General features: G+C 54.9%; 19 protein-coding genes. 7 read left to right on the top strand and 12 right to left on the bottom strand.

Features of this window, described 5'->3' with window-relative positions; translation table 11 throughout:
* The coding region (locus QA600_RS18645) for an AAA family ATPase (protein ID WP_278293435.1) at positions 1-527 on the bottom strand (527 nt) is incomplete at its 3' end.
* Positions 528-768: 241 nt separating this feature from the next.
* Here QA600_RS18645 and QA600_RS18640 point away from each other — a divergent pair.
* Positions 769-1,785, top strand: coding sequence for an AAA family ATPase (locus QA600_RS18640; RefSeq protein ID WP_278293434.1), 1,017 nt, complete (start codon positions 769-771; stop codon positions 1,783-1,785).
* Here QA600_RS18640 and QA600_RS18635 read toward each other — a convergent pair.
* Positions 1,771-2,187, bottom strand: coding sequence for a hypothetical protein (locus QA600_RS18635; RefSeq protein ID WP_278293433.1), 417 nt, complete (start codon positions 2,185-2,187; stop codon positions 1,771-1,773). The two genes, QA600_RS18640 and QA600_RS18635, sit on opposite strands and share 15 nt — an antisense overlap.
* Positions 2,188-2,316: 129 nt before the next feature.
* On the opposite strand from QA600_RS18635, the gene QA600_RS18630 reads away from it, so the two are divergent.
* The 3 genes from QA600_RS18630 to QA600_RS18620 all read left to right on the top strand — a co-directional run bounded on the left by QA600_RS18630 (position 2,317) and on the right by QA600_RS18620 (position 5,600).
* On the top strand, positions 2,317-2,589 hold the full coding sequence (locus QA600_RS18630) for a hypothetical protein (RefSeq protein WP_278293432.1): 273 nt from the start codon (positions 2,317-2,319) through the stop codon (positions 2,587-2,589).
* A gap of 9 nt (positions 2,590-2,598) precedes the next feature.
* Entirely contained in the window at positions 2,599-5,052 is a 2,454-nt protein-coding gene (locus QA600_RS18625) for a hypothetical protein (RefSeq protein WP_278293431.1), read from the top strand.
* A gap of 302 nt (positions 5,053-5,354) precedes the next feature.
* The gene (locus QA600_RS18620; protein ID WP_278293430.1) at positions 5,355-5,600 is read left to right on the top strand and encodes a hypothetical protein; all 246 of its coding nucleotides are present in this window, start codon (positions 5,355-5,357) and stop codon (positions 5,598-5,600) included.
* Between the two features lie 55 nt (positions 5,601-5,655).
* Here the strand turns inward: QA600_RS18620 and QA600_RS18615 are convergent, their stop codons facing one another.
* The 3 genes from QA600_RS18615 to QA600_RS18605 form a co-directional block, all read right to left on the bottom strand.
* Positions 5,656-6,897 (bottom strand): tyrosine-type recombinase/integrase, encoded by a 1,242-nt coding sequence (locus QA600_RS18615; RefSeq protein ID WP_278293429.1) that lies wholly within the window; start codon positions 6,895-6,897, stop codon positions 5,656-5,658.
* A 359-nt stretch (positions 6,898-7,256) separates the two neighbouring features.
* Positions 7,257-7,502 carry a hypothetical protein gene (locus tag QA600_RS18610; protein WP_278293428.1) on the bottom strand — a complete coding sequence of 82 codons (246 nt, stop codon included), beginning with the start codon at positions 7,500-7,502 and terminating at the stop codon, positions 7,257-7,259.
* 119 nt (positions 7,503-7,621) lie between these two features.
* The gene (locus QA600_RS18605) at positions 7,622-9,352 is read right to left on the bottom strand and encodes a hypothetical protein (protein WP_278293427.1); all 1,731 of its coding nucleotides are present in this window, start codon (positions 9,350-9,352) and stop codon (positions 7,622-7,624) included.
* Positions 9,353-9,818: 466 nt separating this feature from the next.
* Here QA600_RS18605 and QA600_RS18600 point away from each other — a divergent pair, with 466 nt between their 5' ends.
* Positions 9,819-12,275 carry a DUF262 domain-containing protein gene (locus tag QA600_RS18600; RefSeq protein ID WP_278293426.1) on the top strand — a complete coding sequence of 819 codons (2,457 nt, stop codon included), beginning with the start codon at positions 9,819-9,821 and terminating at the stop codon, positions 12,273-12,275.
* A gap of 72 nt (positions 12,276-12,347) precedes the next feature.
* On the opposite strand, the gene QA600_RS18595 is transcribed toward QA600_RS18600, so the two are convergent.
* Complete coding sequence (locus QA600_RS18595) at positions 12,348-14,666, bottom strand: ATP-binding protein (RefSeq protein ID WP_278293425.1); 2,319 nt, start codon at positions 14,664-14,666, stop codon at positions 12,348-12,350.
* Positions 14,667-15,029: 363 nt separating this feature from the next.
* Between QA600_RS18595 and QA600_RS18590 the strand changes: the two genes are divergently transcribed.
* Entirely contained in the window at positions 15,030-15,347 is a 318-nt protein-coding gene (locus tag QA600_RS18590; protein ID WP_278293424.1) for a hypothetical protein, read from the top strand.
* 180 nt (positions 15,348-15,527) lie between these two features.
* On the top strand, positions 15,528-15,896 hold the full coding sequence (locus tag QA600_RS18585) for a helix-turn-helix domain-containing protein (RefSeq protein ID WP_278293423.1): 369 nt from the start codon (positions 15,528-15,530) through the stop codon (positions 15,894-15,896).
* A gap of 119 nt (positions 15,897-16,015) precedes the next feature.
* On the opposite strand, the gene QA600_RS18580 is transcribed toward QA600_RS18585, so the two are convergent.
* The 6 genes from QA600_RS18580 to QA600_RS18555 form a co-directional block, all read right to left on the bottom strand.
* Positions 16,016-17,176, bottom strand: a complete 1,161-nt coding sequence (locus QA600_RS18580; RefSeq protein ID WP_278293422.1) for a BREX system ATP-binding domain-containing protein — start codon at positions 17,174-17,176, stop codon at positions 16,016-16,018.
* Positions 17,173-18,081 (bottom strand): hypothetical protein, encoded by a 909-nt coding sequence (locus tag QA600_RS18575; protein WP_278293421.1) that lies wholly within the window; start codon positions 18,079-18,081, stop codon positions 17,173-17,175. The genes QA600_RS18580 and QA600_RS18575 overlap by 4 nt, the downstream gene beginning before the upstream one ends.
* The gene (locus tag QA600_RS18570; RefSeq protein WP_278293420.1) at positions 18,078-19,112 is read right to left on the bottom strand and encodes a tRNA-guanine transglycosylase; all 1,035 of its coding nucleotides are present in this window, start codon (positions 19,110-19,112) and stop codon (positions 18,078-18,080) included. The genes QA600_RS18575 and QA600_RS18570 overlap by 4 nt, the downstream gene beginning before the upstream one ends.
* Before the next feature lie 123 nt (positions 19,113-19,235).
* On the bottom strand, positions 19,236-19,934 hold the full coding sequence (locus QA600_RS18565; protein WP_278293419.1) for a hypothetical protein: 699 nt from the start codon (positions 19,932-19,934) through the stop codon (positions 19,236-19,238).
* A 2-nt stretch (positions 19,935-19,936) separates the two neighbouring features.
* Entirely contained in the window at positions 19,937-22,057 is a 2,121-nt protein-coding gene (locus tag QA600_RS18560; protein WP_278293418.1) for a queuine tRNA-ribosyltransferase tRNA-guanine transglycosylase, read from the bottom strand.
* Between the two features lie 190 nt (positions 22,058-22,247).
* Positions 22,248-22,580 carry a hypothetical protein gene (locus tag QA600_RS18555; RefSeq protein ID WP_278293417.1) on the bottom strand — a complete coding sequence of 111 codons (333 nt, stop codon included), beginning with the start codon at positions 22,578-22,580 and terminating at the stop codon, positions 22,248-22,250.
* Positions 22,581-22,681: the final 101 nt, after the last annotated feature.

Here is a 22,681-nt window from a genome sequence, read left to right as displayed (position 1 = left end):
AAGATGAGAACAACTCCGAGTTCGTTGTCGACGTCCGCACTCACGTGGTACAGGTCGTAGATGATCTCGGTCTGGGCCCGTTGCCGGTCGAACTCATCGAGGACGATAGCAAGTGACTGGTGTTTTGCCACCCACTCATGGAGTGTTCGCAGCAGTTCATCAACCGGGTTTCCTTTCCGTGGAGCCGGATACCCCAGTTCGATCAGAAGCTGGCTGAGCAGGGCTGCCCGCGTATTGTACTGCCAGCAGTTGATCGCTGCGGTCCGTACCCGGGTGTCTGCTTCCAGTTCCTCGCAGACATGCGTGACCGTCGTGGTCTTTCCAACCCCGGCCGGTCCGTACACCAGCACGTTTTCCGGGACAGTACGCCGAGTCAGTGGTGCCAGTGCGGTTTCCAGTGCGTCAATCTCTGTATCACGGCCGACAATCGTATCCGGCGTATACCGGGTACTGAGTGTGGACTCCGCGCGGAACAGCTGGTGCTGGCGATCCGGGTCGTCGAACATCGCTACAGAGGCAACCGTCATCTGAAACCCACAAAAAAGGATAGAGAGACCGTGTTTCGCATGAATACGGCGGTAGAACACATATAAACCCGGTTCACATCCCCGCACCCGGCTCTTCTGTGATATTCCGTGTAGTAGGCCGCTGCCTGCGGAAAAGACGGCGGATATTAAAAAGGTGTGCTGGGGATCGTGCTACTGGGCAGCCAACGGAAACACGGCCTCTCCGAACCGGTGAAACCGTGGTCTGTACCCCTTGGTACTGATGACTACGGACCATGATGTTTCGTTTGATCCCGGGATACGGCCATCGACGATCGCTCACCGCTCGGATGTCCAGACCGTACTCCAGCACGCGGTGATGCCACCGAGGCAGCATCTCTACCTGTCCGGTCCTCGTGGCACCGGAAAAACACTGCTCGTCCAGGATGCCTTGCCCGCCTGTACTGCGCCGACCTACTATCTGTCCTGCCGCCGGTACGATACCCAGTACAAGGTGTTGAACCGGTTGTATACCGCGATCACTGACGACGACCTCAACCCGGGCTATCATACAGCCCACCTCCAGCGTCGTCTCGCCGATGTCCTTCCAGGCACGCTGCTCGTTGTCCTCGACGATCTTGCGTTCCTCTTGGAAAACAACGGCAACGACCTGCTTTACTTTCTCTCCCGGCTTGACCAGACTGAACTATACCTTGTGGGTATCAGCGCCGTCCATCCTACACTTGAGACCGTCCTTGATGAACGTACCTACAGCACGTTCCGGCCCCATCATCTCCCTGTCCCTCCGTATACTGAACCGCAGGCAGCGGATATCCTCGGTGACCGGGTTGACACGGTCTGCGGGCCGGATGCGGTCACCACCGAGGCGCTCACCTATCTTACAGAAACGACAACGAACCTGTCCCTGGCACTGCACTGGCTACAATGTGCCACCCACCGGGATACCCCGGTCACCGCAGACACGCTTCATACCGTACGAACAGACGCCTTACACCGGTACTGGGACGATCTGCTTGCGGACTTCACCTGGCACCACCACGCATTGTTGACCACGATCGAGGACACGACCGCCGGCTCGACCACCGTTACGACCGGGACCGTCTACACCCGGTATACCGAATACTGTCACGAGCACCGCATCGACCCGTTAACGATCCGCCGGATCAACGACTATCTTGTCCACCTTGAACTGCTGAATCTGATCCAAGTCACCTACTACTACGGCGGCACCCACGGCAAAACCCGAGAACTCAATCTCACCCCGTTACAGGAGCTCTGACAGATCCTCGTCCTCGATCGCCGCCAAGTCCCGCAGCAGATCGCGACGCTCCCGTTCTAACTCTTGCCGGTCCCGCCAGTGCCGTCGCTGCTCCTCCCGCCGGTCCTGCTGTAACCGTACCAAGCGGTCTTTTATCGCTGTCCGTTCTCCGTGTTGAGTCCCGATCGTTGACCGGTACAACCGTTCCAACTGGGCGGTATACCGTTCGATCTCCCACTCCAATTCGTCCACGATCTCAGTATGAATCCGATCCCGCCGAGCCAACTGCTGGTCAATCCGGTCCAACTCAGCGTCCACCCGATCGGTCTCCCGGGACTGCGACCGCTCCAACAACTGTGCGACGGCCGTCCAGGACAGGTCCGCATCCTGCCCATCCCACAGATCGTAATCGACATACGCCATCCCCACACCCACGCACTGCGAACCACTGCCTGTTGTCGGTTACTCCTCCCCACAGTTCACTAGCCAACAAAAGCCGTTGGACAACATATATAAACAAATATACGCATCATTAATACTGTGAGTAGGCACATGGCCAGAGACACTGCCCCGGGCAGAAAACTTCCGCTACTGGCCGCCGGTATCCTTCTCGTCCTTGGCTCCGCCGTTGGCTGGACCATGCTACAAACAGACTCTACGGACCCCAGTCACCCGGATACAGCCTCCACACAGACACCTCCCACTGAGGATGTGAAAACCATCACAAACACCACAGTCGACATCGAAGATCTTGACCCGGCCACCGTCAACGCGAGCCACATCGAATTCCGTCCGTCCGGCGACGCCTGTTTCGGGAACTGCTAGGTGATGACGATGCGGAACAAGTCGGTTCGCACACTCCTGCTTTTGACCGCACTCCTCCTTTTTTTCCCTGCTGCGGCAGCAGAAGAACAGGAAGAATTCTCGTACGACCCGGACAACGAACCCCAGACCTGGGACGTCCCTGACGGCGTCGAAGAAGCTACGTTCACAGTTGAAGGCCCGGGCGGTGGTGGCGGAGACGAGGATGAAAACCCAGGATCAGGTGGTGCCGGCGGCATGATCGAGGCCACCATCGATGTCTCAGGATATGGACATCTTGACCTGTACGTGGCCGAGGGCGGCCAAGGCGATGACTACGGCACTAACGCCGAGCAGGCCGAAGGCGGGTGGGGGCGCGTGGATGGTGAAGACGCCCCGTCAGCAGATGAGGATGGGGATGATTACATAGGCGGTGGAGGCGGCGGCATGTCTGCTGTTGTTGACCCATCTTCTGATGACGATCTGCTGGTTGCCGGCGGTGGCGGTGGCGGCGGCGCACGTATTGACTTCTTTGATACCGACTATGAAGGCGGAGACGGCGGAGATGGTATCGTTGGCGGAGAAGGCGGATACGGTGCAAACGATGATGGTGATGACGGTGACGCCGAGGCCCGGACAGACACCGAAAGCATCGATACAACCGGTACCGGTGCTGACGGAGGTGACCCCAGTGACGACGGTGACCACGGCCACATCACGGTTGAATGGGAGGAACCTGATGGCCCCATCGTCAGCATCCACAGCCCCGAATACACGACCTACTCGACCAGTACCATCCCCCTGGAAGTGACCGCGGACGACTCTATCGATACCTGGCAGTACAGCCTGAACGATGCATCGAACGTTACGTTCTCTCCTAACACAACACTGGACGATCTTGAGGAGGGTAGTCACCACCTTGCCGTGTATGCGACCAGTACCACCGGTGACACCACCAAGGCAACTGTCTCATTCGAAACCGACTTCTCCTGTGACATCCCAGACAGCGGTGACTGGGTGGTGACGAAGGACTGTACAATAGAAGAGGAAACCGCTGCTCCCGAGAATGTGTACGTGGAAGACGAATCAGTCGTCACAATCCTGGCTGACGCTGTCCTCGGCATCGACTTCCAGAATCACTACCTGAATATCGGCTGGCAGAGCGGCGTCTTGATCAAACCCGGCGGCACGTTAACACACATGATTTCCAGTATCGTTGTGTCGCATCTGACGGATGAGGTGATGCATTACTGGCCGATAGATGAAGGGAGCGGCGACACGGTGGGCGATGATGGCAACCATGATCTGGACGGGACCATCGGTGATGGTTCCTGGATCACAGAACCGGAGTTTGTGACCGATGTCGGTCTGCAATTCACAGACGAGACAGACGGCGTTGACGTCGGCGATGATGACTCCCTGAACTTTGACGACGACTTCAGCTACTACGTGGAGTTCATCGGCGAAACCATTGGCAGCCACCAGACCCTTATGGCGAAAGGCGTCTCCCTCTCATCCGGTACCGCCGGACAGTACGCCCTCGCCATCACGGACAGCGGCAATCTCTGGGCCGAAGTCGAGACCGATACCGGCCGCGACTACACGTTCGTCGACCTCGCCGAGGACGGGAACGACGGCGGCCTCAACCGGATCGTGGTCACCCACGACTTCACCAGCGACGAACAACACCTGACACTGAACGGCGACTACCTCGGCTCCAGCAGCATGGACGGCACACAACCCGAACACGTCTCCGATCCACTTGCGTTCGGCTACGACGCATGGCGCACCGACTTCCCGTTCACCGGGGAGATCGGCGAAGTAGCGTTCTGGGACCACATCATCGACACCACCCGGGCCGAAGACCTCACCACCGTCGACTACACCCTGATCGATACCTTCGCCGCGGGTACATTTAACGAGGATGCATGGGACGATACTGAACTGAACGACTGGACCACCGTATCAGACAGCGATGCAGACCGGGGATACGCCGCACACGTCACGACAAGCGAGGCCTTCCTGCTGGCGGATGCCCCCGGAGAAGACTTCGTCGAGGACGGCCGGTTCCTGGTATGGCGATGGCAAGGAGACGACTGGCCAATCCTGGACTTTAACCACGGTAACAACTATGATACCTCCTATACAGTAGATTACCGGGCCACCGACGATCAACTCGAGATATGGGAATACGTAGACGACCGCTGGGACCCGTGGGAACGATTATCTACAACATCTATCGACAGCAGCTATGACCCTAACAACTACTACGAATTCGTTGCCCTTTGGGCGGACGGCCACATCTACTTCTGGATGTACGACCCTGAAACAGGTAACGAGATGGCCTCAACCAGCGCTGAAGACACCGGCCAATCAGAAGACATCGGCTGGGACTTCGAACATTCCAGTACCGACACCCGCATCGACAGCATCCGCTTCATGGACGAACACCCGTATACCGGCGATCACTACACCGACTTCCAGTAGGTTCTATACAAGTCTTAGACGGTACAGAGCCTTCCTATATCTCCTCAGAAGACGCTAATTCTCGGTACTCTCGAGCCTTCTCCTGGTACAATCGTGGCAAGCGTTCTATGCGGTCATCTGACCAGGCCGCGACTTCTTCGAGCAACGCTTCGGCTTCTACTATCTCACGGGACCGGCTCATCACCTCCACGGATATCGATGCGTCCTTAATGCGGTCCAGGAACGCCCTGGTTCCGATGCGCCTTTCTACACTGCAAAAATTATGTTATGGATATATAAATGACAAAATTATTATCTATTATATGGGGCGATTCCTGAACGGAGTAGCCGGTCTTGGAGTCGGGTTTCTCATCTTCATGGGGACGCTACCATTCGGGGCTCTTGGAGCAATATCTGCTGACCTCGGTAATGGAGAAGGGGCCTGGCTCATGGCACCTGTCTTCTTTGCGTTCGTATTGATGGTCGGTTCGCCACTGGTCTTCTGGATACTACTGCCGGCCAAAGACCTGGTAAAGAAACTGTACCGGGCAGTGTCATCTGCTGAATAAAAAAGAAAGAATGGCCGCTGGAGGCATGACCTATACGCTCCAGTGGTACCCCTGGTCACTCTGCAATCTGATCGAGTTGGTCCAGTTTGTCCAACACTCCTTTTTCTTCCAGTTCTTTCAATCGTTCCAGTGTCTCTAGATCCGTCTTCTGTTGGGTTTGTTGTTTCAGTGCGAGTGGGCGGCCGCAGGTCCGGCACTCGCTGTAGGAGGCCTGGTTGGTTGCATCGCAGAACGGGCAGTTCACATCGCGTGGTGTATCTTTGTCTCCGGTGAGCCCGTACTGGTCGCGGATCGTCTGGTTGACATCATCGTTGGTGAGGTGGACGTATACTTTGGCGCGGTCGCTGCCCGGTTTCCAGCCGGCGAACTTGTTCAGTTGCTCGTAGCCCATGAAGGTGGCTACCTCGGTCAACCGGGTGTGCCGGAGGTTGTACGGCCGGCGTTTGTTCTCCGGGATCTCTGCCCGTTCGCAGGCTTTCTGGAACCGGCGGTAGTATGCGCCGTAGGTCAACCGGTCTGCCAGGTCCGGGTCGTACGGACAGGTCTCATCATGGTGGTGTGGGATGTCCCCGCAGTGGCGGCATTGGTGTTGTTCGGTTTTCACCCACAGCGGGGCGCTTGGGTCCTGGATGTCCCCGAGTTCGCCGCCGTATGGGTGCTGGACCAGCCATTCCCGGAGTACCCGGCCGGACCGGACAAGCTGGTTGGTCCGATCCGGGGTCTGTTTTGCGCCTTCGAGATGGATGAAATCGCCGTTCCCGTTCGAGGTAAAATCCCCGATGTTGCGGGATAGGACCTCTCCGATACGGGCTGCGGATTCGTAGAAAACCATGGTCAGTGCCCGGTCCCGGAGATTACCGAAACTCCGGAACAACCGTTTCAGTTCGTCGTCGGTCAGAAGGTCTTCTTGGGTGACGGTGGTATCCGGGTTCCCGACGGCGAAGAACTTGGTTTTCTCCGGTTCGTTGTGCCCGCCGTTTTCGACCTTGTAGAACTTTTTGAGGGCACATTTCATCGTGTGGATGCTGGAGGCCTTGTAGTCACTCCGGTTCAACGCTGCAACGACCCGTTTGAGCTCTGGTTCGGTTGCTTCCGGTAGATGGAACTCGTCCGGGGCGATATTCTCCAGGATACTTTTCAAGGCGGAGGAAAGCCGGGTTTGCCGGATCTCGCTGAGGCCTTCGGCCGCACAGTGATCGACGAACTCGGTGATCGCTGCGATATCCTGGTCGGCCAGATCGGTTTGAGACAGGTTTGACAGGGTGCGTTCAACATCGACGTACTGTGTGGTTGACATACCGTAGTTTCACCGCGTGCATCATCGAAGCTGCTGGGGAACACCACGGTTCGGTTGCAGGGGTCTCACCCCCACTTCCGATGTAGAGGCTTTGTACGGTCTGTTCAATGCCCGCTCGGGGCTTAAAAACAGCCGTAGAGAGCCTGTACATTATATTGGGTTCCCAACACCTTCGTTCATATGGGTTTCAACGGAAACACGGAGACCTACTTTTAAATCCGTATGAGACTCTAGCATACCGGTGTCCGTTGGAACTTATACCACAAATCCTGGCTTCGATTGGGAGGGCGATGAGACTGATGCGAAATCTCGTATAGAATCAGGAACCGGTGGCAGCTTCTTTAGTATGGAGTGCTGGTTTATCGCTTGTTTTGTTGGGCCTTGCACCACTCAAATAGTTCCTGTTTCAATTCGTCTGATGTCTCACCGAATAAGACACCGAGTCGCCATCCAAGATTGTGCCAGGTCAGTTCTTCGTGCATATCTTCGATATACTCCTCTCCCTTGTCAGCATCCCGCCATCCTCGCTTGAACGCGCCCTGGTGGTCCGAGGTGGGATCCTCATTGCGAATATCTGTACTGTATGAGAGCCGATCATCAGGCATACGCTATACATCGCATAGACGATAGAAAAGATTACCTGATAACTCTCGCCTATGCTCACCGGTTGTTCTTTTGGTATTCTTCTAGAACCTAATTCGGCTTCCCCGAATTGCCCTAACTGCTAAATCGCAGTGTTCTCACCACTGCATACCTCGCTAACTGTCCTAACTACGACGCGTTCATCTAACAGGTCCTGGTCTGCCAGTCGTTGCTCCAATGCCGTTTTCACCGTTGTGTCGCGGCAGAGTACCCAGACTGCATCGAACCCTTCGGCAAGGTGTTGCTGGACGTGGTCGACTTCGCGTTGGTTGTTGCCCATTGCGACCTCGATCACGAGTTCGGTCTCGGCCATGTTGACGTAGACATCCGCATCGAACAGTTCCCGTTTGGCCGTCCATCCCGCATCTTCGAACAACTGGACGAGGCGGTGCTGCCAGTACCGGTGTACGATCCCGCCGCGGCCCCGATGGGTTGGGTCCAGTTCAAGTACGGTCTTTGCGTAGTCGATGCCCTGTTCGGTCAGCTCCAACAGCTTGTGGACTCCCCCGTCCACGGTGACCGGTTGTTCGTCTGCGAGCCCGGTCTCGATGAGTTCGTTTTTCGCCTTGTTCCCCTGGTAGACGTTATCGAACCGGTCGTAGCGTTCGGTGAGGAATGCGAACGGCCGTTCTACAACGTCTGTTAGCAGGTGGTCTGCTGCATCCGATAGGGCGATATCGGGTTGTGATTCGTCCGGGATCACCGGTTCTGTGGACTCCCCGTCGGTTGGGGTGGCCTCTTGTAGGAACGTATCCGGCCGGTCACGCGGTGTCCACGATAATGCGTTCCACTTAGCTTGCTGTATCTTCCGAAGGCGTGTATCGGACACTGTTTTCTCCAGCTCGTAGTTATCGAGGCGGACTGGGCAGGGTTCACGGTTCCCAGTCTGAACGATGGCCTCCCCAGTCCCCAGTCGTTGGGCGATGCTCGCTTGTCGGTCGGACAGAGCCATTGTTGCGGCGATGTCCTGGAACTGGGTGGCATCCCCGGTCGCCAGCAGGACCGTCGTCTTCGTGTTCGCCTTGATGCTGTCCGTCAGCTTCGTCGCCTCCTGATCCGCAACGACCAATCCCTCGCCGAACTCCCGCATCTTCGCGGTCAACATATCAACTGCCGGAAGCCCCGCCGCATCCTGCCGCTCCTTGTACACACTGAACACCTGCTTGCCCTCATCCAAGAAGAACACATGCCGCAAACTGCCGCCCCGCTGATTCTGCGCAACCCGGTACTCGTACACCGCCGCGAACAACGTTTCCATCAGAAAGTTTTGCAGATCCGTGCCCAATCCATCGAACTCGAAGACCACGTTCTGTTTCAACAACTCCTCTACCGGGTAGCCCTCACTACAGTCAAAGATCGTGCCCGCGGTCAGCGTCATCGCCTCCAACCGGTTCAACACCGTATCCCGGTAGTTCGCCGTCTTCCGCACGTAATTGATCTTATCTGTCTCGATAAACTGCTGTAACTCGTGCAGACTCGGGTACGGCGGCTTCCTCCGGTCGAACAATCCGTACGCCCGGTACAGCTCGATCATCTGCCGCATCAAATAGTTCTTCGACCCGGACAGCAACGCCGTTGCATGCCCAAGCATCTCACTGAACACCTGCGCCCATCGCCGCAACGAAACACCTGGCGGCGGCTCCAACGGATTCCACTTTAGCTCCGTCCACGGCACTACCAGCAACTCGTTGTCCTGCTGGCAGAGATGCCGGTAATCCTGCTTCAGATCGAACACCCAGTACGGGACCGACAACTGGTCCATCACATTGTAGAACAACGTTGTCTTCCCGGCCCCGGTCTGCCCGATCGCCAATACGTGCTGAGTGAGCTCGTCCTCCGACAGTGTGAACCGGCTGCCGGTGATCGATATCCCTATCGAAAGCTGGTCCGTTACGGGTGAGACAGGCCGGGACTGCGTTTCGAACGGTTGCCGGTGCTGCTGCAGTGCCTTGGCTGCCAGTACGGCTTGTAACTGTTGTAGGCGCTGGTCAGTAGTTGATCCAACTGCTGCTGCCAGTAGGCGTTGTACCTGTGTATCGTCCAGAATCCCCGTCCGCGCAGCAAATCGGATGAGTCCTGGTATGTTCGGCTGCTGTGTCCGTCGGCGGTGGTTTGGCACGGTGAGAGACGTGCTGTAAAGAGGTATGTTGTTACGCAGAGTCGATGTTTCCGTTGCCCAGTGTTCTGGGTTTTACCTCAAAGAGGCCCCAAATTATCGGAGGGTTGACTGTTCTCTTTTCTTCGACAATTTGAATTACTTGTACACGACAGAGGGGAACATGCCTAACGAGCCGCCCACTCTCTTCAATACTCTGATTGATTACGAGCAGATTGGGGACATCGAGGTCGATACTGTCAGTGACTACCAGGTGATGAACCAAATCACGGAACTCAATTTCAATATCGATAAGAAATCGGTCGACGAGATCCTGATCAACTGGCGGTTTGAGATCCCGGAGTATCAGCGGCTGTTTTCCTGGCAGGAACGGCAGCACCGCCAGATCTGGTCTGACATCCAAAATTTTGTCGACTCAGAGCTGCTAAGCGGGCAGGAAAACGTTTCTGACGTGTTTTTCGGGTCGATGTACTTCGCAGTCAAAGGCGATGATAACACCCTGGAAGTGATCGACGGCCAGCAACGGCTTACCACGATCTATATTCTGCTTCGAACCATCTTGGAGGAGTTCTATCGGCTCCGTGCAACGAACGAATTTGGTAACGATACGATTGAACGGTTGTGTGAGAACAGCATCAACCAGATCGAGGAAATTCTATACGAGACAACCGTCCTCGGCGGGCAGCGAACAACACTTCGCCTGAACAAGCATGACGTCGAATTTTTCGATGTCCTTATCCGCGGTGATGAGGCCCAGATCGAATACTTGCTATCGGACGACCGGACATATATCGATGGCCGCAAAAGCGAGGCCACAAAGATCTCAAGCCTTATCGACGAGTTCGATATCGATGAGGACATAGTGGAAGCAGCCGATCCGGATGAGGCCGTCCTTTCTAAGTTTATTCCCGTCTACGAATCGAACAAGAACCTGCTCAACGCCTACAACTTCTACAAGGACAAAATCCAGGGACTGATCGATCAGGACGATGATCCCGACCGCCAAATCATTGCCCTGGTCAACCTCAACAACTACCTTCAGAAATCCTACTATGTCGGCCGCTTCGAGATCCGAGAAGCAGAACCAGACTTCCGGATGCGGGTTTTCGAAATCCTCAACGACCGCGGGCTTGAACTGACCAAAATCGACCGTATCCGGGCAACGGTCGTCAACGCCTTCTTCGAAGAAACCGACCGGGACGAATACATCGGCAAATGGGAGGATATCGTCACCGCATTTGGTGGCACCAGCAACAAGATCGAAGGCTATCTCTCCGTCTATCTGAGCATCGTCGAGGAACAAGTGTCCTCAACCACGGATGCACGCTCCGAACTCATCAACGCGTTTTCAACCCGGAACATCGACTCAGATGTCACCCCGCGATTCAACACCCTCTCCACCGCCCGATCGTTCCTTGACAAGGCCGAAAAATACGTTCCCTACTATGAGGATATCACGAAACCACAGGTCGAGGACAACGAACTGAATATCTCATCGGAGTACCGGGACGAATGCCAGGAGATATTGATCCGGCTTGATGAGCTCGGGACCTCGCAGTGGTACCCACTGATCCTCTATACCTACTACTATACGGCGAACGATCCCGAAGGTGATGCCGAGCAGTTCTACCGGTTATTGGATACCGTGGAGAAACTCAGCACCCGACGGCTGCTTATTGATGCGAATCCCAATGTGTTCGCTAACATCTTCGTCAATGGCACCCACCAGTTCAAAGACGGTGAAGACACCGAAGGAGAGAACCCGTACCTACAGACCCGGAAGTTCCTCGTTGAAGAGGTTCAGTCGAACTCCTCCCAGTTGTTTGCTGACGGCTTTGCCGATATCATCGCCCAATCCCAGTCCTGGGATACTACCTACACCAAACTCCTCTTCGCGAAGATCTCCAACCAGCAGTTCCGAGAAAATGTCAGTTCGATCTCCCGAGAACTAGAAATGGACAACATCCATCTTGAGCATATTCTTCCCCGGAACCTGGTTCGGGGCTCCGGTGATGCCACCTGGCCCAAGGAATTCTTCAAAACCGACTCTGATGCTATCGAAATTGTTGACGAGGTCGAAGAGTACATTGAACTTGCCCAAACCGATGAGGCTGCCCTCTCGGACGAACAACTCGACCGCCGAGACGAGATCAAAGAATACCTCGAACAACGGTTCATCGACGATATCGGGAACTTCCTCTTACTCCGTGATGTGGACAACCTGAGTGCAAGTGACCGGCCGCTGGCAGAAAAGATGGTCCAGTACTACAAAGACCTGTCCGGGTTCCGGGATATCCCGGTCAACCGGTACTTCACGGTTGAAAACGACGATATTGACGAGGATAAGCTGCGCCAACTCATAACTCAGGCAGAAGCAGTTGACAATGGGGAACGAGACGAAATCGACCAGGACCTCACGGATTACTTCAACTCGCTCTGGACCTACGATACACTCCAGGACCGTCGCGTCGATCTGATTATCGACCTCCTTGATGCACTTTCCTTCGATGTCCTCGACGACGAGTTCGGCCTCGAAGAAAATCGTGAAGACGTCCGGGCATACATCCGCGAACAGACTGAAGACGAGTTTGAAAAGCGACTCACAATGCGGTCCCTCTAACTGGTGCTGCCTCAGTCTTCCAGTGACCCCGACCGTAGCGGGTGTTCAGCAAAGGTTCTACCAAGATGTTGCCTACTCTGGAGTTGGCACCTGCTGATACCATTCCAATACTGCCTTCAGTGACTTCCATGCCTCTTCTGGATCCGACTCTTCAGTAATCCCTAACACATCTTCGAGCAGTTCTTTGTCTTCCTCTGGAATGCGATAGTATCCGCTTTCTGTTGCGATTCCGGGACCTTTGACTGAAGATGAAGTCCGTGTAGTTCTCTCACTGCTGCCCGTTGATGCATCTACTGACTCTGTTGTCGTGTCGAGAGACTGTCCGCTGCTATCCACGGAGCTCATTGAACGTGCTTGACCGTCTGCTGGAGTTCGTTCTGTGCTTTTTTCCGTTGTTGTCTTATCTGTCTCTGTTAGTGTTTCCTCCTCTGTTGGCGTGTCTATGGCTCCTATCGATACCAGCACTGATTCCCAGGACCCAAATCGTTCGATATAAAGCTCGGACGGGTACATTCCTCGCTCATCCATATCCTCCTTATCAGGCACCCACTCTAGCTGGTCCACAAGGTCTACAGCGCCCTCAATTAGGACGTTCTCCGGCAGCTCATCCCATACTTCGATATCTGCCTCATCCAAATCCTGGACTCCGAATCTTTTCCGGAGTTCCTCCTGGTATCGCGGAATTTTCCACGACTCCAGCACATCTCCCTCATCAATACGGCCGCCAGCCTTGGAGTGCTGTTTCGCCATCTGGATGACTGTACTAACTGGATAGATTTTGTCCGCATCTGCAGTGATGCTTACTTCCTCCCAGTCCAGTTCTGGCCCCTCCGTTTCGACTGGATTCTCAGACGCAAATTCGAGATCGTCTACCTCCTCTTGGTACTCCGAATTGAAGTACCGTTTATACGCTGCTACTTCTTTGGGCAGAAGCGGACTCTCATCAGATATTCGCAGTGCTTGATGTACCTTCACAATTGCTCTCAGCCGATCACGCTCCGCGAACTCCCGTTTTCCGCTACTTCCTGGCTGGTTCCGGAACCGGGCAGAATTCGTTGTTGAATCCGATTTATCAAAGATTGCAACTTCCCCATTGTTCGCAGCAAACGAGTGTTCTTGATTGTAGACATTTAGAATCCAATCCGGCATACTTGAGTACGTCTGCTTCCGGTACTGCTTCGCAGCGTTCTTCACGATACGGAGAAGCGGCTCTGCCACAGGAGAATTCATATCGAGATCAGATTTGAGACTATTAATCGGCATCTCCTCTGTCTCTCCTCTGAGTGAGACCTCGATGACCAACCGGGCATGACCGGACTCCGATCGGAACCGACCAAGATAGTCACTTGAGAACAACGGATTACTGGTATCCCGGGACAGGATTTTCCGGTTATTGGCGAGAATCGTGAGGCCGGATTGGTCCCTGTCCGCCTTACACATCAACCCGACCTCGATATCTGCGCGGATCGATGCGTTCTCCGGGGCGGTTTCATCATCTTGATCGAATGGGACCCCCTCATACCGGCGAGGACCTAACGAGTCAAATGGGAGATACGAGTAATCAATTTCCCTGGGTGGAGAAGCCTCTTCTGTAAGTGAAACCCCATTATCCTCTAAATGGACATCGATTGAGACGTCAATCTGCTTAGTGCTTGTTCGGAAATACTCTGCGTCGAACTGGACTCCCTCCGTAATATATCGCTCAAAGTAGTCACCGAACTGCTTGGCAAACTTTTCGATAGCGGTCTGCCATTCCTCTTCAGCAACATTATCGTTGAGAATCTGCTGTTCTTCATCAACGGCAGAGTTGGTATCGATACCGAGGATCTCAGGCACTGACCGTTTTAGGTCTCGGATGATGACACGTGTATGTCCTTCCTCTAGATCCTCGACGGTTTCTCGGTTGGCAGTATATGTGTCTTCAGTGACGTCTCCTTCATGGTTCTCCATTTCTGCAACGTTCACTTCGAACCCGTACCCCACCGCCTGGTTCTGACTTCGTGACTGATAGATAATCCGCTCACCGAGCGCTGCAATCCGTGATGCACCTACCCCGAACCGACCGATTGACTCCGGTGCAGTTACTGATGCTCCCCACTGAAAAAACCGTGAAAGGTTTTCGCTGCTAACGCCGCCAGCATTGTCCTCAATCGCGATACTACTCTCTGCAGGCGTTGGCCCAACATCAAACGTGATACTGATCTCTAAGTCGTCTTGCGGGTCCTCCCCTTCGTACGCCCGCGACCGCACGTGGTCAATCGAATTGTCGACACTCTCTGCAAGTGCCTCGAACGGAGACGCATCTGCAGAAAACGCCGTGATAATATTTGGTAATGGCTGAAACGAGACGTCACCCAGCTCGGCTTCATTAGCGTTATTTTTCTCACTCATAATTACATTCGTGTTTTGTCTGGGCGGCTTAGTTCCCTAACATAGGGCTCTTATTGGCCTGACCTCATAATCATTTCCCCACGCTGCGAGATAAGCAACCGGCCTTATCCCAGGTTGGTTCGATAAGCAGACCGCGTTAACTCTTGTTGGATTACCCGCTTATCTCGATCCGAACTGCGAGAACTGCCGTAGCAGAAAATATGTGATTACCGAGATAATGCCTCGGCCGAAGGGTAGTAGTGGAGGACTACTTTAGCAGCCCCTCCAATAAGGTGAGTAATCCAAACCTTTTTGTAAAGAGGGGTCCTTAGAGATGACTATGCTACGAGGGAAATCCCCCGTTGGCGAATTGAGGTGTATAGAATGACGGATAATACCGACCGAATTTGGGCGAGTCGCGCGATTAAGGCCTGGAAGCTGTACAAGCGTGGTGAATTACCCGCCAGTGTCGAAGTTGTTGCCGTGCAAGGAGTAACAGATGCCAGACTCGGCGAGGTACGCCGAGCGGTTGAAGGCATCGCGGACGCTGACGGCGGACCACTCATCCGCCTTGCGTCCAGCACGGTAAAAGCGGCTTCGGACGATGATGCTGAGATGCGTCGCCTGACACGGGACTTCGCTCTCGAACACGGGATGTCCGAAGAGGAACTCCCGATCGCCCTCCGGAACCTGGATCGCTGACCGGAATTCCGCGGCACATCGTATAGCTTCTTAACTACCTGTTGTGGGCTCTTTAAGTCTAACTCAACTACAGCTGTTCCTCGCCCAATCTAACCTAGGTCCGATGTCTGCATAACTCTTTTCGCAAGACTTCCGAAGCAGTTCGAAAGACTTTCTAACCCAGGCCTCATGGTAGGGACTATGTGTCCTAACAATCCCGATCAACCACAGGACCTGGGTAACAGTGATATCGATATAACAACTGATCCGGACCGGGTTTTCCAAGAAGAACCCATTATTGAAGTTTTCAACAAGCCGGCAAATCTCCGGATCCTGCTCATCCTGGTTGATGCAGCAGGTGCTCCACTAACCGTTGCAGATATCGCAGAACAGGCCAAGGTTGACCGTCAAACCTTCTACAACAACGAGGAACTCCTCCTTGAATACGGTCTTATTGAACGCGCGGATCAGGTCGGAAACGCCCAACGGTACTGTGTCGATATGACAAGCGAACCCGTCCAAGCGTTCATGTACCTCTACGATGCGATGATTGATGCCGCACCTCAGTAACGTACCGGTAGTTTCACTAAGCAGTTCAGTAACTGCCTCTTCTGTATCTGCTTCAACGGACTCGGATCTTTCCTTCTTTCAGTGAGTCAATCTAACTAATTCACTACGCTCCCCCTGAGTCACTGCTTTTCAAGCGTTTCGTGGACTAACTGATCTTTGACCGTCTGTTTCTCGTTATCGGCTGCCTCGTCAAGTACGCGGCTGCAGATGGAAAGGACCTGCCGGATGTTACCCTGTGACCGCTGGAGGACGACCTGGAGTGCGTCTTCAGTAAAGGGGTCCAGCCCGGCTTGGTCATCGGGTCGTGCGGTATCCAGGTAGCTTTCTACGAGCTCGTAGAGTTGGTCATCGGTCAACGGCCGTAAAGCGACTTCGTGCCCGATCCGCTCGGAGAACGCGTGGTACTCTTGCATCACTTCTTGCCAAACCTCGGGAGCGCAGGCAAACAGGATGCTCAATCCGGAGCTGTTCTGGTCCATCAGGTGGCGGATACTGTTCAGGGTCGATTGCTTTTCTTTTGCCGATAACTGGGCGATAGACTCGAACTCATCGATGAATACGTACACACCGATGTATCCGAGGTCCTGCAGCAGGTTCTTGAACGAGGTGAACGCTCGGACGGTCATCGTATCGTCATCCAAGGCGGTATGGATCTCCATGGTCTTCCGCTGCTCGTACCGGATGCCTTCACCCGTCAACCACTGCCAGGCGTACAGATTCGTATCCTCGTAGACCATATGGACCATTGCCCGGGCAAAGTCAGCGAACTTCGTGACATCGCTCAACCGTTGAACCGCGGCAGGCACAATATCTGATAACAGGACATCTCCGTCATCAATCAAGTTCTGCATGGCTGTGCCGCTGATCGGATTCCGATCGGTTTCATCCCGTGTGATCCGGGCCAGATACTCGTATGCGAGTTCTTGTACACGGTCGAATCCGATGTCGTACATGAACTCATGATAGATGTCGTGAAACCCGTCGCCAGGTTGGGCAACGTACCCGACGACGACATCTTCACGGTCTCGGACCAATGACCGGGCATATTTCAGTGTATGGCTCTTTCCGTTCCCGTACTTCCCGGTCACCACCAAGTGCTTTGACTTCCCGGTACTGAGCAGCGTTGAGACTGTATCGCTTACCGCCTCAACAACATGGTCCTGTCCACAGTAGATGGTCGGGTCTTCTGCGGGAACCGGACTATACGGGAACGGGTTTTCCTCAAGACTGTACCGGGTATAATCGCGCGATTCATCCGTGATGGTGAAGCTGGTGCTCATGGGTCTGGGTCAAAGGTGATTGTCTTATCGTGAACTGCCAGGTAGTAGTATCGTTTCCCGTACTGTTCGACGCCTTCCATGACCTGTTCGGTCGAATGTGTGGTGGTGACCAGATTGTCGTCGTCTGCCAGTCGGATCTGCTTGATCCCTAATTCTGCGTCTTTTGCACCGGTGTCGGTCGGTGCTCCCAGCAGTTCCAGTTTCCCGATGTTCTGGCTGACCAGATCCGTGAGACCGGTATCAAAGGCGGCCCGGTCACACCGGGTGTGTTCACACAGCTCTTCTCTAAGTTGTGGGATTGAGACATACCGCTGGGACAGTTTGACACCGGCCTGTGCCTCCAACTCATCGAAGACGGAGAGCAGAACGTACGGGAAATTAGGCGGAGGTGTTGACCGCTCAACGAGGTAGTATGCCCCGGTGAAAGCGTTGCGCTGGACTGTTCCCAACCGTTCAGCCCAGTCACCGACGACCTCGATACCGGTCTGGTTGAACGTGTACGGCGCATGGTCGTTCCGTGCTCCAAGTGCTTCCAGAAGCGTCTCCAGATGCGCTGGTTGGACCTCGCCCAGTACGGTGATGAACAGACCGTAATGCGGGCTTCGTGTTTCCAGGATCGAGCTTACCTGCTGCCAGTCCTCGCTGACCACCGCTTGATGGAACCGGTTCCCAACACTGGTTGTTACATACCGCTCTGGCTCCTCTTCTTCACCGGGTGCGGCTGCGGGTGACTGGAGGAGACCAAGTCGCAGGCTTTCCAGTATGATCGACCGGAGACGCCGATCGGTCGTATCGAACTGCTGGTCCAGAGCTGCTTTGGTCTGTGGCTTATCGAGACAGGCATCTGTGACCTCAACCAATCGTGCAAGCGTTACTGGGCGGACTGTTGGCCGTTCGTCACTCATACGAACCGTCTCACCTGTTGTTTTGCGGCTTGGTACGCTCGCTGGGTGACCTCGTTTCCCTGGAACCGAAGATCCAGGTACGTCTCGATGTCCTTGCCAGCGGTCACCATGTACCGGAACCGCCGGAGTTCGATCGTGAGCGCCCAAAGATTGTGTTTGGTCAAGGCATCGCGGTCCTCACGCAGTTCTGATAGCGGCGTATCACAACAGACCGGACAGGAACACGGCAGGTACGCAAGGTCTGTGACCGTCGACAGTTCTTGCCCGCCGAATCCAGGAATCAGATAGTTTCGGTTCGCTGCACTGCGGATGAACGCGGTTGAATCGAAACTGTCCACCCCGAGATACAGCAATAACGGTTGATACACCAGTCCACCAAGCCCGTACACATGGAGGTGCTTTTCTGTCGTCCGTCGTGCTGCCAGTACCAACCGGATGACCTTCTCGTAGTCCGTTCTGACCGGGACCAGGCTCCCCAAAGCGTATCCATCGAAGTCACCGTGGTTCTCCAAATAGTTGATATTGTTTCTGACTGTCTCCGGGTCTAACCCGTGGACACTGGCAAACAGGAGTTCCTCCCCATCGTGGTGATCACTTGCAGCAAGCGCATACTCGGTGCTTTCTGATATCCGGTGCTGGTTTTCTGCATCCCGGTTATTCCGGGACAGTGGCCGATCGACTGTTCCCAGGATATCTGCATCAAGTTCCTGTTGTGCTTCCAGTATCCGTTCGGGCGTGGTATCTACCTCGTCCGTCTGGAAACCATAGCCGCCACTGTCGGCAAAGACAACGGTATCCGGCGAGGCCCCCATTTCACCGCGGATCGTGCTCCCATCGAGAAGACGGTGCCATTGTGATTCACGCTGTCTGATCGCGCGCGTATTCACCATTGCGGTCTGCAGGTCCGGGACAGCATCGGTGTACTGGGGGGTGTTGTCCGTGGACCGTTTCCCGATGTTCCTGACCGGGAACAGGACCGGTGTTTCAACGGTCCCGTGCGGTGTCTCAAGTGTTTGTTGCCGGTACAGCATGCCGGATGCGCTCGGCTAAGCTGGGCCAGGTAATAAAATGCCTAGTTAGGAGACAAGTAAGTCGTCTAAGGTGATGGATCCAACACCGTGTTACTCAGTGGAGCCGACTGTCAGTTATCGGTGTTAGTAGTCGCTGAGACCGGACTGGTAGGGATCTTCCGTACAGTACCGTTTCACATCGCCGGTCTCGGTGGGTGTTTTCCCGGTTTCGCGGTGGGCAGCGAAGTTTTTCAGGTACTGTCCTTTCAGCGCGATCACGATCGTTCCATGGTCTTTTGCGTCGTCGGTTCGGGCCGAGATGGATACTACATGGTCATACTCTGCGGCCAGTTCTTCGCGGTTGAACACTACGATACTGGGGGCATCCGTCGTGGCTTCGATCAGGTCTTCGATCCGGGCACTCCGGTAGTAATCACTGCCCAGGGCGAAAAACACCAGATCGTATGTCCCGGTGTCGAGGCAGCGGCGGAGATCCTCATAGATCCCGAGTTGGGTGGCCCGGTCATCGACTTCGGTGCTCGTCATATCCGCGAACGTGATATTGTACGGTGGCAGCCGATCTGTTGAATCGATTACGCCGAACCCGGCACTGATAAAGATTCGATCCACCGCATCACCGGCTTCCTCGAACCGGTTGACCGCCTCGGTGATCCGTTGTTGTTGCCGGCCTTCATACAGATCTGTGGCCGGTACCGCAGGGATATCATCTTGGCTGATGAGATCGGTCCGTGGGGTTGTAGCAATCGTTTCCGGATCGACTGGTTCGTACCGGTCGTCGCCTTTTTTCGCTTTCGAGCACTGATCGACGATAAGTATCTGCATGGTTAGTAGTCCGTAATCCCGGACTGGGTCATTGGTTCCGAAGCGAACTCTGTGTCGTAGCCCAGTTGGTCAAGTACCGCGGTGCGTAACTCGGTCGGGTCAGTGAGTAGGTGGACCGCACAGCCGGTCGCTTCAACAGCATCGATCAGTTCCTGATCCGGGGTCCAGTTGCTGCCGTCGATGTACACCGTCTGGTACCGGGTGCAGTAGTCTGTGAGGACTGCCTGCATCGCATGTGGTGCAAACGAAATCGAGGCTGGCGGTGTCTCCCACCACTCGTGTACTCCGTTCGCGGTGACCGCACCGATTTCCACGACAGGAAGATCGTGGACCTGCGACCACAACCGGTTTCGATCGTCCTGGAGGAACGTTTCGACCGAATCCTTCCGGGAGAGACGGACCCCGCCCCGTGTCAGGACCGCAATCTTCGGTAACGCCCGTTCGAACTGCTCGTAGAACCGGTGCGTGTTATGGAAGCCACGGCGTCGATTCCGGTTGTTTCCACGGAAGGTCGCGACTTCGATGCCGTGCTCTTCACAAATCGGGCACCCACACTCGCGCCATGGTTGTCGACGCAACAAATCCCTGTATCCGTCCAGTAAGTCCTCATCCTTAACATGCTCAACGTAATCCTCTAAGAGGGGTACCAGTTGCTTGTAGGTCCCGTATTCGCCGGATGTCGTTTCCTTGTCCTTGATCTTCTCAATCTTTGTCGGTGTCCGATCGGTGAAGACCGTTCTGACCTGGTCGATCAGCTCTTGGTACTGGCTGAACGGGAGTGGACTGTCCGGATCGTCTTTCCGCAGTAGTTTCGCGAGCCGGCCACGGAACTTGCCGCTGAAGTTGGACCGGAGCTTCCGGCCGTACGCATAATCGGTCCGCAGTTCTTCTTTGATCTCGCGGAGCAACGACTGATCGTACCGGTCATCGTGCCGGTGCTCTTTCAGGTACGGTTCAAGCTGATCCAGTGCTGGGATCGCCGCTTCGTGCCACTCCGTTAGTGCGTCCACGATCGATTTGTTGTTATCGAACGCCCGCAACGCATACAGCATCTCCTGTCCGCGAAGTGCGGTCTCTACGGCATCACCAAGGTCGTCTCCGCTTGAAGGATAACGGATGCGAATTGCATCGTATCGTTGGGTGTCGTCTAAATGGTAGTTTTCGCCGCCGGTCCATGCTGCCCGAAGCATACTGGCACTGTCAAAACTGGACATCCCGGCTTGCCCGATCGCATCGAAGGCACCGGTCTTTGCAAACCCGAACACGTGTGTATCGACCCGGGTGTTGTGCTCGCGTTCATACGCTTTCACCGCCTGTCCAACGGATTCTACGCAGTCTTTGACTGCTTCCTCGGAGCTGCCAGCAACCCCTCCAATCCCGAGGTACTGATAGCCCATATCGAGGACCTCCTCGGTCGCCTGTTCATACGACTGTGGATCCCATCCCTGGACCGCAACCATCAGACGGAACGAATACTTCCCTGCCTCGTAGAGCTCTTTCATCTCCTCGGCGTTTGCTAACGTCAGATCGTACCGGAACGACATATCGTCCTCCCGGTAGACCGCGTGCGGATGGTCCTCAAGGTCGGTCAGCACTGCTGGAAGCGGCTGATCAAACACGGTCGTATCGAACTCGGTAACCCCGGTGCTACAGATCGATGGCTCATATTCCTGGACGTACGCTGGCCACTCTGTCGGCCATTCATCGGTCATCACATCGATCTCGTCTGTGACCGCGTCCGGAATATCTGAGGCGGTAAACCCGTCCGGGAACGCCCGTTCATCCAGGTACAACCGCGCGGTGTGGCCGCTGCCGAGTACGAGATGGTCAATCGTAACACCGACGGATACATTGAGTGTCTCGTAGAACTCCAGCATCCCTTTGTTGCCGTACGGCGGGAACGGCAATGCCTTGTACCCCCACGCACCGCAGTCACTGATCGTTGGCAACCACTCTGGGAGATCCAGCATGGGTGCATCGTAGACCCCGTTCTCCGTGATCCGGTTAAACTTCGCAGGGGTATCCTCAACCTGCTCCCGGGAAATCAACACCCCATCAATCGGTGTTGACTCATGATCGAAAATATCCCAGATATACGCGATATCCCGCTCACGGGGATCCAATGATGAGTGCTCATCATGGATGAAATCATAGTTCGCGTCAACAAAGTCATCCCATTCCGGAACATAGAACCGCACGCGAATTATTCACCGTCCATCGATTACGCGCATTCCCATATCAACCTGCTGGAGTCCGCTCACCACCACCTATCAAACCCTCATACTGTTCACAGCGGCCATGGCCTAACGGTTGTCAACTGTCTTCGAGGAGACCTGCTTCTTCGTATCTGAGCACATCATAAGCCGGACTCTTGTAGAGGACTTCATCACACGATTTACAGGCCGTGTACAGGCTGCCTTGCTGGTCCCAGTAGTCGGACCGCTGGACAACTGTCTCCTGGTGGTGACCGTAGTGCCCGCCCTCGTACCGGAGGTGATCGAACTCGGTACCCTGGCAGACGGGGCATGGATCGTACAGATCGTCCCAATCGGTTCGCACTACGTGTTCGACTTCGAGCGTTCGTGTCGGAAGCTGTAGGTCGTATGTTTCGACCTGTTTATGCGTGTCACCGGTGACTGTGCCCACCCTGGTATACAGGTGCCCTACCCGTGTTATCCGACTGGTCTGCAACCTGTTTTACCGTATAGTACAGTACCGGGCTGATCCGTCGCCACATCCGATCGGTC

It is taken from the genome of Natronococcus sp. A-GB1 (genome assembly GCF_029688845.1).
Taxonomy (GTDB): Archaea; Halobacteriota; Halobacteria; order Halobacteriales; family Natrialbaceae; genus Natronococcus.
Note: the sequence above shows the minus strand (reverse complement) of the source record. Positions and strands in the feature narration are given on the sequence as shown.

Coding starts and splice junctions, on each gene's coding strand:
- QA600_RS18575 (WP_278293421.1), bottom strand. CDS start 18,081: ATGAGTGACGAACGGCCAACAGTCCGCCCAGTAACGCTTGCACGATTG.
- QA600_RS18630 (WP_278293432.1), top strand. CDS start 2,317: ATGGCCAGAGACACTGCCCCGGGCAGAAAACTTCCGCTACTGGCCGCC.
- QA600_RS18620 (WP_278293430.1), top strand. CDS start 5,355: ATGGGGCGATTCCTGAACGGAGTAGCCGGTCTTGGAGTCGGGTTTCTC.
- QA600_RS18570 (WP_278293420.1), bottom strand. CDS start 19,112: ATGCTGTACCGGCAACAAACACTTGAGACACCGCACGGGACCGTTGAA.
- QA600_RS18625 (WP_278293431.1), top strand. CDS start 2,599: ATGCGGAACAAGTCGGTTCGCACACTCCTGCTTTTGACCGCACTCCTC.
- QA600_RS18590 (WP_278293424.1), top strand. CDS start 15,030: ATGACGGATAATACCGACCGAATTTGGGCGAGTCGCGCGATTAAGGCC.
- QA600_RS18585 (WP_278293423.1), top strand. CDS start 15,528: ATGTGTCCTAACAATCCCGATCAACCACAGGACCTGGGTAACAGTGAT.
- QA600_RS18600 (WP_278293426.1), top strand. CDS start 9,819: ATGCCTAACGAGCCGCCCACTCTCTTCAATACTCTGATTGATTACGAG.
- QA600_RS18595 (WP_278293425.1), bottom strand. CDS start 14,666: ATGAGTGAGAAAAATAACGCTAATGAAGCCGAGCTGGGTGACGTCTCG.
- QA600_RS18580 (WP_278293422.1), bottom strand. CDS start 17,176: ATGAGCACCAGCTTCACCATCACGGATGAATCGCGCGATTATACCCGG.
- QA600_RS18635 (WP_278293433.1), bottom strand. CDS start 2,187: ATGGCGTATGTCGATTACGATCTGTGGGATGGGCAGGATGCGGACCTG.
- QA600_RS18610 (WP_278293428.1), bottom strand. CDS start 7,502: ATGCCTGATGATCGGCTCTCATACAGTACAGATATTCGCAATGAGGAT.
- QA600_RS18640 (WP_278293434.1), top strand. CDS start 769: ATGACTACGGACCATGATGTTTCGTTTGATCCCGGGATACGGCCATCG.
- QA600_RS18565 (WP_278293419.1), bottom strand. CDS start 19,934: ATGCAGATACTTATCGTCGATCAGTGCTCGAAAGCGAAAAAAGGCGAC.
- QA600_RS18615 (WP_278293429.1), bottom strand. CDS start 6,897: ATGTCAACCACACAGTACGTCGATGTTGAACGCACCCTGTCAAACCTG.